Below are 13,457 nucleotides of genomic sequence, written 5' to 3'. Positions count from 1 at the left end.
GCGCTGTGCTGCCTGATATTATTCTTGCCAAACACCTATATACAAGCAGTCTAACGCAATTCCGGATGGCGTCAATAGCCAGGGGCGAATTAGCGCCGCCAGCCCGGCAATTACTCTTCCAGCAGGCTGCGCAGCATCCACGCCGTCTTTTCATGCAGATCCAAGCGCTGCGTGATCAGGTCGGCCGTCGGCTGGTCATTGGCTTTTTCCAGCAACGGGAACAGGCGGCGCGCCGTACGCGCGGTCGCTTCCTGTGCCGCCACCAGATGGCTGACCATGTCCAGCGCCGGCGGCACGCCGTCGATTTCCTTGATCGAAGCGAGCTTGACGAATTCCTTGTAGGTGCCCGGCGCCGGGTAGCCGAGGGCACGGATGCGCTCGGCGATCAGGTCCAGCGCGCCCCACTGCTCCGTGTATTGCGTCATGAACATCAGGTGCAAGGTGTTGAACATCGGCCCCTTGACGTTCCAGTGAAAATTATGGGTCATCAGGTACAAGGTGTAGCTGTCGGCCAGCAGGCCGGACAGGCCTTCCGCAATCTTCGCGCGGTCCGCCTCGGAAATGCCGATGTCGATCTTTGCAACTTTGCTCGGTTTCTTGCTTGCCATGTGAACTCCTGTTTCAATGTATTGGTGGAATCATTTTAGCTGATCTGGCGCAAGCCCATCGGATACTGCCGTGCGCCGCATGGCAGGCGTAAAAAAACCCGCTGCCGGGTGAGCGGCAGCGGGTTTTCAGACGGCGATAAAGATGCTTACGCTTTCAGCGCAGCGAGCTTTTGCCAGGTGTCGATCACCGAGTCGGGATTCAGGGACATCGATTCGATGCCCTGCTCCATCAGCCAGACGGCGAAGTCAGGGTGGTCCGAAGGACCCTGGCCGCAAATGCCGATGTACTTGCCGCGTGCCAGGCAAGCCTTGATGGCCAGGGCCAGCAGGGCTTTCACGGCAGGGTCGCGCTCGTCGAAGTCGGCGGCCAGCAATTCCATGCCGGAATCGCGGTCCAGGCCCAGGGTCAGCTGGGTCAGGTCGTTCGAACCGATCGAGAAGCCGTCGAAATGGTCGAGGAACTGGTCGGCCAGGATGGCGTTCGACGGTACTTCGCACATCATGATGACGCGCAAGTCGTTCTCGCCGCGCTTCAGGCCATTCTTTGCCAGCAGGTCGATGACTTTCTCTGCCTGGCCCAGGGTACGCACGAATGGCACCATGATTTCCACGTTCGTCAGGCCCATGTCGTTACGCACGCGCTTCATCGCTTCGCATTCCATGTTGAACGCTTCGGAGAAGTCGGCCGACAGGTAGCGCGCCGCGCCGCGGAAGCCCAGCATCGGGTTTTCCTCGTCCGGCTCGTAGCGCGAACCGCCGATCAGCTTCTTGTACTCGTTCGACTTGAAGTCGGACAGGCGCACGATGACTTTTTTCGGCCAGAACGCGGCGGCGATGGTGGCGATGCCTTCGGCCAGCTTGTCGATGTAGAACGCCTTCGGCGAAGCGTGGCCGCGCGCCACCGATTCCACGGCCTTTTTCAGGTCGGCGTCGATGTTCGGGTACTCGAGGATCGCGCGCGGATGCACACCAATATTGTTATTGATGATGAATTCCAGGCGCGCCAGACCCACGCCCGCATTCGGCACGGACTGGAAGTCGAACGCCAGCTGCGGATTGCCCACGTTGAGCATGATCTTGGTGTCGAGCTTCGGCAATTCGCCGCGCGATACTTCCGACACTTCCGTTTCCAGCAAGCCATCGTAGATCTTGCCTTCGTCGCCTTCGGAGCACACGACGGTGACGAACGTGCCGTCTTTCAGCACGTCGGTCGCGTCGCCGCAGCCGACGACGGCAGGCACGCCGAGTTCACGGGCAATAATTGCAGCGTGGCAAGTACGGCCGCCACGGTTGGTGACGATGGCCGATGCGCGCTTCATGACCGGTTCCCAGTTCGGGTCCGTCATGTCGGCAACGAGCACGTCGCCTGGCTGCACACGCTCCATGTCGGCCGGGTCGTGAATCACGCGCACGGGGCCGGCGCCGATCTTCTGGCCGATGGCGCGGCCCGACGTCAGCACGGTGCCCGTGCTTTTCAGCTTGAAGCGCTCCTGCACGTCGGTCGCCTTTTGCTGCGACTTCACGGTTTCAGGACGCGCTTGCAGGATGTACAGCTTGCCGTCGCGGCCATCCTTGCCCCACTCGATGTCCATCGGACGACCGTAGTGGTTCTCGATGATGACGGCGTATTTGGCCAGCTCCACCACTTCGCTGTCGTTCAGCGAGTAGCGGTTGCGCATTTCGACGGGCACGTCGACGGTTTTCACGGAACGGCCAGCTTTCGCTTCGTTCGTGAATTCCATCTTCAGCAGCTTCGAGCCGATATTGCGGCGGATTACAGGCGACTTGCCTTTTTCCAGCATCGGCTTGTGCACATAGAATTCGTCTGGGTTGACGGCGCCCTGCACCACGGTTTCACCGAGGCCATAGCTGGAGGTGACGAAGACCACGTCCTTGAAGCCCGATTCCGTATCGATGGTAAACATCACGCCGGCCGCACCCAGGTCGGAACGCACCATGCGCTGCACGCCGGCCGACAAGGCCACTTCAGCGTGCGTAAAGCCTTTATGTACGCGGTACGAGATGGCGCGGTCGTTGTACAGCGAGGCGAATACCTGTTTCATGGCCTCGAGCACGTTGTCGATGCCGACCACGTTCAGGAAAGTTTCTTGCTGACCAGCAAAAGACGCGTCCGGCAAGTCTTCCGCCGTGGCGGAGGAGCGCACGGCAAACGACATTTCCGTGTCGGAATCGGCCACCAGCTTGGCATAGAACTGGTCGATTTCGGCGGCCAGGCGTGGCTGGAATGGCGTTTCCACGATCCATTGACGGATCTCGGCACCGGCTTGCGCCAGCGAGCGCACGTCATCGATGTTCAGCCCTTCGAGGCGCTGGGCGATGCGTTCGGCCAGCGGCAAGCCGCCGTTGGCGCTATACGACAGGAAATCGCGGAACGCCTGCGCCGTGGTGGCAAAGCCACCGGGCACGCGCACGCCGGCTTCCGCCAGCTGGCTGATCATTTCGCCCAAGGAGGCGTTCTTGCCGCCGACGGATTCGACATCCGTCATGCGCAAATGCTCGAACGAGGCAACATACACCGCGTCCTTGTCTTCCTGCTGTTGCGATACTGCGTTGGTCATAATGACACCCTTACTGATGATAGAAATCTTTACGCGCGGCGCACAGACAGTCTTCTTGTTATTCTTGGCGTCGTGCAGCACAATCATACCGTTGCAGCCATTTTACCTTGTGCGGCGCAAATTGACGACGCACAATCTTGATCCGAAAACCCATGACACAAGAACCACGCCCTCCTCTGCCCTCCGCGGCCCGCACCGTCTTCTTCGTTTCCGACGGCACCGGCATCACCGCCGAGACGTTCGGCCACTCGGTGCTGACGCAGTTCGATCTGCGCTTCCGCCAGATCCGCCTGCCCTTCATCGACACCATGGACAAGGCCCATGAGGCGGCGCGCAAGATCAACGAAGCGTTTGCCAGCGACGGCCAGCGTCCGATCATTTTCTCCACCCTGGTGAAGAACGACCTGTCGGCCGTGATCCGCAAGTCCAGCGGCATGCACATGGACCTGATCCAGACCTTTGTCGCCCCGCTGGAGCAGGAATTGGGCGTCATGTCGACCCATACCATCGGCCGCTCGCACAACATCGTCGACAGCGAGGAGTACAAGAACCGCATCGAGGCGATCAACTATTCGCTGGCGCACGACGACGGCCAGTCGCACAAGAACCTGTCTTCGGCCGATGTCATTCTGGTGGGTGTTTCACGCTCTGGCAAGACCCCGACCAGCCTGTATCTGGCCATGCAATACGGGATCAAGGCAGCCAATTATCCGCTGATTCCCGACGATTTCGAGCGCGACAAGCTGCCATCGGCCCTGCTGGAATTTAAGAATAAAATTTTCGGATTGAGCATTACGCCCGAACGTTTGTCGGAAATACGCAACGAAAGACGCGCTGGCAGCAAGTATGCGGCCATCGAAAATTGCCGTTACGAAGTCAACGAGGCGGAAAAAATGATGAAACGCGAGGGCATACGCTGGCTGTCGTCGACCACCAAGTCGATTGAAGAGATCTCCACGACGATCCTCCAGGAAATCAAACCGAACCGCCGCGAATACTGAGAAAAGCACCTGACCAGACCCGCTGCGCGTCGGTTTTGTCAGGCGGTCGCCTCGCTGGACAGCACCGTCAGCGCGGCCACCAGCTGATCGAGTTCACCGGTGGTGGTCGTGACGGCCACCGTGGCGCGCACGACATCGGTATCGCCGATATTGCGCTGCACGGTAAAGACGCCGAAACGCTGCAGCAAGGCTTGCTGCAGATCGCGCGCGCTCATGCCATCGACTGCAAAGGCGACCAGCGCCGTACCACGCCTCGCATCGGGCGGCGACAACATGCGCACGCCGGGCAGTTGCGCGGCGCGGCTGACCCAGTAATTGCGCAGCCAGGCCAGGCGTTCGTTCTTGGCCGGCGTGCCGCCCAGGCGCGCATGGAAATCCAACGCGGCGGGCGCGGCCAGGATGGCGCCGATCGGGGGCATGCCCATGTGCAGGCGGCTGCGGATATCGTCCAGCGGATAATCGTCGTCGCCGTAGTGCGGCTCGATCTTATGCAGCTGCGATGCGCGGATATACACGACACCGAGCCCCGCCGGCGCCCCCAGCCATTTGTGCAGATTGAAACCGGCGAAATCGACGCCCATGGCCTGCATGTCCACGTCGACCTGTCCCAGCGCATGGGCGCTGTCGAGCAGCACGTCGATGCCGTGTTCGCGCGCCAGCGCCATGATGTCCTTGAGCGGCAGTTGCTGGCCGTTGGCCGGCGTCACCTGCGACAGCAGCAGCAATTTTGGATTGACGGCCTGGCGCATGGCTTGCGCGTAACGGGCGATGATCTCGTCATCGCTGATGGGCAGGCTCAATGTGACTTGCGTGCTGGTGACGCCACGGCGCTGCGCCAGCCAGCGCATGGCCGTGCGCATGGCCGGATAATCGAGATTACTCCACAGCACCGTATCACCGGGCGCCAGACCATGGTATTGCGTGATCAGCACCTGCATCGATTCGGTGCCGCTGCGGGTCAGCAGGATCTCGTGCGGCTGCGCGCCGATCAGCGCGGCGACGCGCTGGCGCAGGATATCCACATGTGTGCGCGTGAACTCGCCGCGCACGAAAGGGCTCAGTTGCTCGTTGGTGTAGCGCACGGCCTGTTCGAACGCCGCTTGCACGGGCGCGGCCATGGCGCCGAAATAGCCATGTTCGAGATTGACGATGGCGTCCGGCGGCGCGGGATAAAACGCGGCTACCTGGCGCCACCAGGCCTCGTCACGTGCGGCACCATCGGCAAGCGGAGGAAAAGACATGGCTACCCTGTTCAGGACTGGCCCTGGCGCAGCTGCTCGAAGAAGCAGACGGCGGCGCAGGCGGCCACGTTCAGCGATTCGATCTGGCCCAGGTGGGGAATAACCACCTGGTGCGTGGCCATAGCCAGCAGGTCGTCGGCCACGCCCTGCCCTTCATGGCCGAACAGCCAGGCGACGGGCTGGCGCAGGTCGACGTCGTACAGCCGCTTCGTGGCGTAGCCGCTGGTGGCCAGGGTCGCCACCTTGGCGCCAGCAACCAGCGCCGCCAAGTCGACGTTTTCAAAGATGTCGAGCACGAAGTGCGCGCCCATCGCCGCGCGCAGCACCTTCGGCGACCAGCAGAAGGCCGTGCCGGCGCTGCAGTAGAGCTGCGTGATGCCGGCGGCGGCCGCGCTGCGCAAAATCGACCCCACGTTGCCCGGATCTTGCAGGTTATCGAGCAGCACGGCCGACACGCTCAGTGGTTGCGTGACGGCCCGTTCCGGCGTCTCGATGAGGAACATCACGCCCACGCCGTGTTCGACCTGGCTCACGGCGTTATACAGCGCGTCGGGCAAGCCCAGTACATGCGCGCGCTGGCTTTCCAGCTGGCCGACGATCTCCGCCACTTCCGCATTTTGCAAGGCGCTTTCGCTGACGATGCACTGCTCGGGCATGCCGCGCAGCTGCAGATACGACTGGCACAGGTGCACGCCGTCGAGCAGGGTGCGACCCGACTTGCGGCGCGCCTGCGAACTGCCCGCCAGCTTCAGCAGATCCTTGTATTGCGCATTGTCGCGCGAAGTGATCGTCTTCATGCCGCCACCTCCCGTCCGCCAAACAGCGCGATCACATTGCGCACGGGCGCGAACGAGCGGCGGTGCACCGGCGAGGCGCCGTGCAGATGCAGGCGCTCCAGGTGCAGCTTGGTGCCATAGCCCTTGTGCTGGTCGAAGCAGTACTCGGGATAGGCCGCATGCAGGTGCACGAGGGCCGCGTCGCGCGCCGTCTTGGCCAGGATCGAAGCGGCGGAAATCGAATCGACCTTGTCGTCGCCACCGACGATGGCCATGCCGCGTATCGGCATCACGGGACAGCGGTTGCCGTCGATCAGGGCCAGGGTCGGCACGGTGACCAGGGCCTCGACGGCGCGGCGCATGGCCAGCATCGACGCCTGCAGGATGTTCAGGCGGTCGATCTCTTCTTCCGACGCTTCGGCGATGGCCCAGGCCAGGGCCTTGGCCTTGATCTGCGGCGCCAGCAGGTCGCGTTTTGCTTCGCTGAGTTTTTTCGAATCGCGCAAGCCGTCGATGGGCTGGTTCGGGTCGAGGATCACGGCGGCGGCGAACACGGGGCCTGCCAGCGGACCGCGGCCTGCCTCGTCGACGCCACAGATGATTTCATCGAGCGAGAATGGCAAGTCGTCAAACAGGCCGGGATAGATATTTTTCACGTTGAATCTTTGGTAGGAACTGCGATTGAAACGGTGCTTACTTGCGGTTGGCGGCGATGACCTGCATGACGGCATTCGCGCTTTCCTGCGCGCTGTCGCGCAGCAGGCTGTGGTGCATGTCCGTGAAGCGCTGCACCAGGCGCAAACGCCCGGGAACGTCGCTCAGCTGCTGCCACATGGCCTCGGCCAGCGCTTCCGGGCTGGCCGCGTTTTGCAGCAGCTCGGGCACCAGGTAGTCGCGCGCCAGGATGTTCGGCAAACCGATCCACGGCTGGTAGCCCATGTGGCGCATGATTTCCCACGAGGCGCGCATCATCTTGTAGGCGATGACCATGGGCTTCTTGTACAGCGCCACTTCCAGCGACGCCGTGCCGGACGCCACCAGCACCGCATCGGCGGCGCAGATGGCCGTGTGCGAGCCGCCGTCCGTGAGCAATATCTCGACGTCCTGCAAGCCCGCTTCCGCTATCAATTGCAGGAAATACTGGCGCTGCTTTTCGCCGGCCATGGGGGCGACGAAACGCAAGGAGCGGTCGCGCGCCAGCAGCAGCTTGCAGGCGCCGACAAAGGCCACGGTATTGTATTTGAGTTCACCCATGCGGCTGCCCGGCATCAGGGTCACGACATTCGCGTCTTCGGGCAAACCCAGGACACGCCGCGCGGCCGCTTCATCGGGCTGCAACGGAATCATCTCGGCCAGCGGATGGCCGACATAGGTGACGGGCACGCCCGCCTTGCGGTAGATCTCTTCCTCGAACGGGAAGATCACCAGCATGTGCGACACGGCCTTGATGATTTTCTTGATGCGGCCACCGCGCCAGGCCCAGATCTGCGGCCCGATGTAATGCACGGTGGGGATGCCGCCTTCCTTGAGCTGCTGTTCCAGTCCCAGGTTAAAACCCGGATAGTCCGCGCCGATGAAGACGGCGGGACGCTCGGCCAGCAGCTGGTCGCGCAGCGCGTTCTGGATGCCCTTGATCTCGCGGTAGCGGGGAATGATCTCGAACAGGCCACGCACGGTCAGCTTGTCGAGCGGCCAATCGGACACAAAACCCTGCTTGGCCATGTGCTCGCCGCCGATGCCATGGAAGCGCGCGCCGGGCAGCTGCGGCACGAGGCCCGACAGCAGCCGGCTGGCCAGCAAGTCGCCCGACACCTCGCCGGCGACGATGGCGACCGACAGGTCGCTGGCATGGTCAGCGGACGATGCCACGCGACGCCACGCCAAGGAATTCGCGCATGGCGCGAATATGTTCCGCCACCTCGGGCGACGCTGCCGCTTCTTCTTCGAACAGGGCTGCCTTGGATTCTTCCAGGGTCAGTCCCGCGCGGTAGATGAGTTTATACGCGGTACGGATGCCGTTGATCTGTTCGCGCGTAAAGCCGCGGCGTTTCAAGCCTTCGATATTGACGCCATGCGCCTGCGCCGGATTGCCGCTCAACAGGACGAATGGTGGCACGTCCTGCGTCAGGCTGGTACTCATGCCGACAAAGGCGTGCGCGCCGATCTTGCAGAACTGGTGCACATTGGCGAAGCCGCTCATGATGACCCAGTCGCCGATTTCCACGTGGCCCGCCAGCTGCGCGTTGTTCGAAAAAATCGTGTTGTTGCCCACCAGGCAGTCGTGCGCCAGGTGCACATACGCCGAGATCCAGTTGTCATTGCCCAGGCGCGTCACACCGCCGCCTTGCACGGTACCCGTGTTGAAGGTGCAGAATTCGCGGATCGTGTTGCGGTCGCCGATTTCCAGGCGCGTCGCCTCGCCCGCCCATTTTTTATCCTGCGGCTGCGCGCCGATGGAGGAAAACTGGAACAGGTGGTTGTCGGAGCCTATCGTCGTGTGGCCGTCGATGACCACGTGCGGGCCAACCCTGGTGCCAGCGCCGATGCGCACGTGCGGACCGATGATGGTGTACGGACCCACCTCGACCGAGCTGTCGAGCTCGGCCTTCGGATCGATGACTGCCGTGGAGTGGATGGCCGCCATGTTACTGTCCCGCTGGCTGGCTCGCAGACTGGCTCGCATCTTGCGCGCTGCGGATGGTGCACATCAGTTCCGCTTCCACCGCCAGCTTGCCGTCGACCGTACCGACGGCCTTGTATTTCCAGATGCCGCGCGAAACGCGCAGGATTTCCACATCCATCTTCAGCTGGTCGCCCGGTTCGACAGGACGCTTGAAGCGCGCATTGTCGATGCCGACGAAGTACACGACCGAATTTTCGTCCGGTTTCACGCCCATCGACAGGAACGACAGCAGGGCCGCCGTCTGCGCCAGCGCTTCGATCATCAGCACGCCTGGCATCACCGGCTTGTGCGGGAAATGGCCCTGGAAGAACTCTTCGTTGACCGTCACGTTCTTGATGGCGGTGATGGTTTTATCCGCTTCCCAGTCCAGCACGCGGTCGACCAGCAGCAGCGGGTAGCGGTGCGGCAGCAGCGATTTGATGGCGAGGATGTCGAGGGTCTTTTTTTCAGTAGTCATTTTTCGTCTTGCGTGGTCAGTGTTTTAATTGTTTTTTCAAGCGCGCGGATTTTCTCGCGCATGCTTGACAGGTTGCGCACGATGGCGGCGCTCTTTTCCCAGTCGGCGTTCTTCGCCAGCGGATAGAAACCCGTGTACTGGCCGGGCTCCGCGATCGACCGCGAGACCATGCTGCCCGAGCCCACGTGGACGCGGTCGGCAATGGTCAGGTGGCCCAGCACCATGGCGGCGCCGCCAAAGGTGCAGTACTTGCCGATGATGGCGCTGCCGGCCACGCCGACGCAGCCGGCCATGGCCGTGTGCGCGCCGATATGGCAGTTGTGGCCGATCTGGATCTGGTTATCGAGCTTGACGCCATCTTCGATGATAGTGTCGGCTAGTGCGCCACGGTCGATGGTGGTGTTGGCGCCGATATCGACATCGTCACCGATCACCACCCTGCCCGTCTGCGGAATCTTGATATACACGCCGCCTTCGTTGGCGAAGCCGAATCCGTCGGTGCCGATCACGGCGCCCGAATGGATGATGCCGCGCTGGCCGATCACGCAGCGCGCGTGGAAGGTCACGTTGGCGAACAGCTGGGTGCCGGCGCCGATGACGGCGTCGCGGCCGACCACGCAGCCGGCGCCGATGACGCAGCCGGCGCCGATCACGGCGCCCGCTTCGATCACGGCGCGCGGTCCGACCGAGGCAGTGGCGTCGACCCGCGCGCTGGCATCGACGATGGTGCTGGCGTGGATACCCACGGGCGCCTTGATCTCGCCCAGGGCGGCGAAGTGCTGCGCCGCGCGCGCGAAATACACATAGGGATTCGGTGTGACGATGCGCGCGCCGGCGTAGTCGCCGCCGATCAGCGCGTCGTCGGCCGGCGTGAGTATCAGCGCCGCGGCGCCGCTCTGGGCCGCCTGTGCGCGGAATTTGCTATTGCTGAGAAAGCTGATGTGCGAAGCGCCGGCGTCAGCCAGCGGCGCGATCCCTGAAACTTCCAGGTTCGGATCGCCCGCCAACTGTCCGCCGAAGCGTTCGACCAATTCACCTAGTCGAGTGCCCATCGATATACCCTTATAAAAACGCCTGACTATGCCTACTGCGCGGCGCGATTTGCGGTCTCCGATGCTCACTGTGCTCCAGCACAGCTCCGCTTCTCAACCACAACTCACATCCGCTCGCTACGGCACTGCCAGGCTTGAAACCGTTTCGATTACTTGTCCAGCGCCTTCAAAACCTTGTCGGTGATGTCGATGCGCGGGCTGGCCCACAGGGCTTCCTGCAGCACGATGTCATATCCTTCGATATGCGCCATCTGCTGGATGATGGTGTTGGCTTTTTCCGCGATGGCGCTGCGCTCTTCGTTCGTGCGCTGGTTCAGGTCTTCGCGGAACTCGCGCTGGCGGCGCTGCAATTCCTTGTCCAGCTCGAAAAACTCGCGCTGGCGCTTGGCGCGCTCCGCCTCGCTCAGGGTCGGCATGTCCTTTTCCAGGGCTTCGTTGGCCACCTTGAAGCGGGCCGCCAGTTCCTGCACGGCTTTTTCGCGCGAGCGGAACTCTTCGGCCAGCTTGGCGCTGGCCAGCTTGGCCAGCCTCGACTCGTTATAAATACGTTCGCTGCTGATCCAGGCGATCTTCGACTCCTGAGCCTGCGCCTGCACCGGCAACAGCGAACTCCAGCACAATGCGATCACGGCAAGGGTCTTGGGCAGGGTAGCGGATGCGGTGTTCATGATACTCCATGGTCAAAAAGTAAAAGCTGTCGCCCCCGTTCAGATGGCCGGTTAGAAACCGGTGCCCATCTGGAACTGGAAGCGCTCCAGGCGGTCCGTCGGCTTGGCGTTCAGCGGCTTGGCGTAGCTCAGCTTGAGCGGGCCCACCGGCGAAATCCAGCTGATGCCCAAGCCAGCAGAATAGCGCAATTGCGACAGACGCATTTTTTCGCCTTCCTGGTAGACCTGGCCGCCGTCAAGGAAACCGAACCAGCGCAAGCTGCGGTCATTGCCCGAACCGGGGAATGGCATCTGCAGTTCCGCGTTCGCGATCAGGCGCGAAGCGCCGCCCAGTGCATCGTTGGTGCTCGGTTCGACCGCGCCCAGCGAGGAACTCAGGTAGCCGCGCACCGAACCGATACCGCCGCCGTAGAAGTTCTTGAAGACCGGATAGACGTGATTGCCGATGCCGTGGCCGTAATCGAGCTCGCCCTTCAACGCCAGGGTGACCTTGCTGAACAGCGGACGGAAATACTGGTGCTCATAAATGGCACGGAAGTATTTCTGGTCGCCGATCAGGTCAGCCTCCAGGTTGACGCGCTGGTAGCGGCCAATCGATGGCGTCAGTGCGCTGTCGCGGCTGTCGCGCTGCCATGCCGCCGTCAGCGGGATGGAATTCGTCGTGGCCGAACCGATACCGTCGGACGGGCCGCCATTGTCGACCACGTACTGCTTGAAGCGGATCGGGCTGGTGACGTCGGTTTCGATGCGCGAACGCTCGGCGCCGATGCCGAAGAAGACGGTGTCGACTTCCGAGAACGGCACGCCGAAACTGACGCGGCCACCGGTCTGCTTGATCTTGTAGCTGCCGATGTTCAGCGCCGGCGGTTCCGTCGTACGCAGGTAGACTTCAAAGCTGCGCGAAATGCCATCGTCCGTGTAGTACGGATTGGTCTGCGAAAACGCGATCGTGCGGCTGTAATGGCTGGTATTGAGTTCGATGCCGACCGTGTTGCCGCTACCGGCGAAGTTGGCCTGCGAAATCGATGCCGACAGCGTGAACTTCTCCGATTGCGAGAAGGCGCCGCCGATCAGGAAGTTACCGGTTGGTTTTTCCACCACCGTCACGTTGACGTCGACCTGGTCGGTCGTGCCCTGCGCTTCCGGCGTGTCGATGGTCACATCCTTGAAGTAGCCGAGACGGTCGACACGGTCGCGCGACAGCTTGATCTTGTTGCTGTCGTACCAGGACGATTCGAACTGGCGGAATTCGCGGCGGATGACTTCATCGCGCGTGGTGGTGTTGCCGGCGATATTCATGTGGCGCACGTAGACGCGCTTGCCCGGGTCGATGAAGAAAGTGAAGCCGACTTCATGCTTTTCGCGGTTAATTTCCGGATTGGCGTTGACGTTGGCAAACGCATAGCCGAACGTGGCCAGGCGGTCCTGGATACGCTTGTTCGTGGCCGTCAGGCGTGCGCCCGAGTAGATGTCGCCTTCGCGCATCAGGTTCAGCGCTTTCAGTTCTTCTTCGCGGCCGAACATCTCGCCTTCGAACTTGGTGCCGGCGATCTTGTACTTCTCACCTTCGGTGATGTTGATCGTCAGGTAGATATCTTTTTTATCGGGCGTGATCGACACTTGCGTCGAGTCGACCTGCATCTCGATATAGCCGCGGTCCAGGTAGTAGGACTTGAGCGACTCGATGTCGCCCGTCAGCTTGGTCTTCGAATATTGATCGGCCTTGGTGTACCAGCTGAACCAGCCGCCCGTGTTCAGGGCCAGCTGCTCGCGCAGTTCCTTGTCCGTGAAAGCCTTGTTGCCGACGATGTTGATCTGCTTGATGCGGGCCACGTCGCCCTCGTCGACGGCGAACACCACGTTGACGCGGTTACGCTCGATCGGCGTGACGGTGGTGGTGATCTTCACGCCGTACAAGCCATGCGACAGGTACTGCCGCTTGAGTTCCTGTTCCGCGCGGTCGACGGACGCCTTGTCGAAAATTTTGGCTTCACCGACGCCGATTTCCTTCAGCGCCTTGACCAGCACGTCCTTTTCAAATTCCTTGGTCCCGGTAAATGCCACGGAAGCGATGGCCGGGCGTTCCTCTACCAGCACCACCAGCACGTCGCCATCGGCTTCCAGGCGCACATCCTTGAACATGCCCGTCGCATACAGGGCCTTGATGGCGGCAACGCTCTTCTCGTCGGAGAACGTTTCGCCGACCCGCACCGGCAGGTAGGCAAACACGGTGCCCGCTTCAGTACGCTGGATCCCTTCGACCCGGATGTCCTTGACAGTAAATGGCTGGACGGCCAGCGCATGGCCGGAACAGAAGGCCATGACGGCGGCGCCGATCAGGGTGCGGCGAAAGGAAGGCAAGGCAAAACGAGCAGAATGTAATTTCATTGGG

Annotated in this window: 12 protein-coding genes; 1 reads left to right on the top strand and 11 read right to left on the bottom strand. The window is 62.0% G+C overall.

Going from position 1 to position 13,457, the window contains the following annotated elements:
- Window positions 1–110: 110 nt before the first annotated feature.
- Window positions 111–608 carry a Dps family protein gene (locus V3C40_RS24250; RefSeq protein WP_331778731.1) on the bottom strand — a complete coding sequence of 166 codons (498 nt, stop codon included), beginning with the start codon at window positions 606–608 and terminating at the stop codon, window positions 111–113.
- 146 nt (window positions 609–754) lie between these two features.
- Complete coding sequence (gene ppsA, locus V3C40_RS24245) at window positions 755–3,187, bottom strand: phosphoenolpyruvate synthase (RefSeq protein WP_034752367.1); 2,433 nt, start codon at window positions 3,185–3,187, stop codon at window positions 755–757.
- 152 nt (window positions 3,188–3,339) lie between these two features.
- Between ppsA and ppsR the strand changes: the two genes are divergently transcribed.
- Window positions 3,340–4,188 (top strand): posphoenolpyruvate synthetase regulatory kinase/phosphorylase PpsR, encoded by an 849-nt coding sequence (gene ppsR / locus V3C40_RS24240; protein WP_034752226.1) that lies wholly within the window; start codon window positions 3,340–3,342, stop codon window positions 4,186–4,188.
- 38 nt (window positions 4,189–4,226) lie between these two features.
- Here ppsR and V3C40_RS24235 read toward each other — a convergent pair whose 3' ends face one another.
- From V3C40_RS24235 to bamA, 9 genes are all read right to left on the bottom strand, one after another.
- Window positions 4,227–5,429, bottom strand: a complete 1,203-nt coding sequence (locus V3C40_RS24235) for an aminotransferase class V-fold PLP-dependent enzyme (RefSeq protein WP_331778730.1) — start codon at window positions 5,427–5,429, stop codon at window positions 4,227–4,229.
- An 11-nt stretch (window positions 5,430–5,440) separates the two neighbouring features.
- Window positions 5,441–6,226, bottom strand: coding sequence for a TrmH family RNA methyltransferase (locus V3C40_RS24230; protein ID WP_331778729.1), 786 nt, complete (start codon window positions 6,224–6,226; stop codon window positions 5,441–5,443).
- On the bottom strand, window positions 6,223–6,861 hold the full coding sequence (rnhB, locus tag V3C40_RS24225) for a ribonuclease HII (RefSeq protein ID WP_331778728.1): 639 nt from the start codon (window positions 6,859–6,861) through the stop codon (window positions 6,223–6,225). Before rnhB ends, V3C40_RS24230 begins: the two co-directional genes overlap by 4 nt.
- A 37-nt stretch (window positions 6,862–6,898) precedes the next feature.
- Window positions 6,899–8,074 carry a lipid-A-disaccharide synthase gene (gene lpxB / locus V3C40_RS24220; RefSeq protein ID WP_034752370.1) on the bottom strand — a complete coding sequence of 392 codons (1,176 nt, stop codon included), beginning with the start codon at window positions 8,072–8,074 and terminating at the stop codon, window positions 6,899–6,901.
- Entirely contained in the window at window positions 8,058–8,849 is a 792-nt protein-coding gene (gene lpxA / locus V3C40_RS24215) for an acyl-ACP--UDP-N-acetylglucosamine O-acyltransferase (protein WP_331778727.1), read from the bottom strand. Before lpxA ends, lpxB begins: the two co-directional genes overlap by 17 nt.
- Before the next feature lies 1 nt (window position 8,850).
- Complete coding sequence (gene fabZ / locus V3C40_RS24210; RefSeq protein WP_034752234.1) at window positions 8,851–9,345, bottom strand: 3-hydroxyacyl-ACP dehydratase FabZ; 495 nt, start codon at window positions 9,343–9,345, stop codon at window positions 8,851–8,853.
- Entirely contained in the window at window positions 9,342–10,397 is a 1,056-nt protein-coding gene (lpxD, locus tag V3C40_RS24205; protein WP_331778726.1) for a UDP-3-O-(3-hydroxymyristoyl)glucosamine N-acyltransferase, read from the bottom strand. The genes fabZ and lpxD overlap by 4 nt, the downstream gene beginning before the upstream one ends.
- 149 nt (window positions 10,398–10,546) lie before the next feature.
- Window positions 10,547–11,065 (bottom strand): OmpH family outer membrane protein, encoded by a 519-nt coding sequence (locus V3C40_RS24200; protein ID WP_051991282.1) that lies wholly within the window; start codon window positions 11,063–11,065, stop codon window positions 10,547–10,549.
- Between the two features lie 51 nt (window positions 11,066–11,116).
- Window positions 11,117–13,453 (bottom strand): outer membrane protein assembly factor BamA, encoded by a 2,337-nt coding sequence (gene bamA, locus V3C40_RS24195; protein ID WP_219328429.1) that lies wholly within the window; start codon window positions 13,451–13,453, stop codon window positions 11,117–11,119.
- Between the last annotated feature and the right edge of the window lie 4 nt (window positions 13,454–13,457).

It is taken from the genome of Janthinobacterium sp. LS2A (assembly GCF_036543145.1).
GTDB classification, from domain to species: Bacteria; Pseudomonadota; Gammaproteobacteria; order Burkholderiales; family Burkholderiaceae_D; genus Janthinobacterium; species Janthinobacterium aestuarii.
The sequence above is the reverse complement of the archived record's forward strand: the minus strand, read 5'-3'. Positions and strand labels throughout refer to the sequence as shown.

Coding starts and splice junctions, on each gene's coding strand:
- ppsR (WP_034752226.1), top strand. CDS start 3,340: ATGACACAAGAACCACGCCCTCCTCTGCCCTCCGCGGCCCGCACCGTC.
- fabZ (WP_034752234.1), bottom strand. CDS start 9,345: ATGACTACTGAAAAAAAGACCCTCGACATCCTCGCCATCAAATCGCTG.
- lpxA (WP_331778727.1), bottom strand. CDS start 8,849: ATGGCGGCCATCCACTCCACGGCAGTCATCGATCCGAAGGCCGAGCTC.
- V3C40_RS24230 (WP_331778729.1), bottom strand. CDS start 6,226: ATGAAGACGATCACTTCGCGCGACAATGCGCAATACAAGGATCTGCTG.
- V3C40_RS24235 (WP_331778730.1), bottom strand. CDS start 5,429: ATGTCTTTTCCTCCGCTTGCCGATGGTGCCGCACGTGACGAGGCCTGG.
- lpxD (WP_331778726.1), bottom strand. CDS start 10,397: ATGGGCACTCGACTAGGTGAATTGGTCGAACGCTTCGGCGGACAGTTG.
- ppsA (WP_034752367.1), bottom strand. CDS start 3,187: ATGACCAACGCAGTATCGCAACAGCAGGAAGACAAGGACGCGGTGTAT.
- V3C40_RS24200 (WP_051991282.1), bottom strand. CDS start 11,065: ATGAACACCGCATCCGCTACCCTGCCCAAGACCCTTGCCGTGATCGCA.
- V3C40_RS24250 (WP_331778731.1), bottom strand. CDS start 608: ATGGCAAGCAAGAAACCGAGCAAAGTTGCAAAGATCGACATCGGCATT.
- bamA (WP_219328429.1), bottom strand. CDS start 13,453: ATGAAATTACATTCTGCTCGTTTTGCCTTGCCTTCCTTTCGCCGCACC.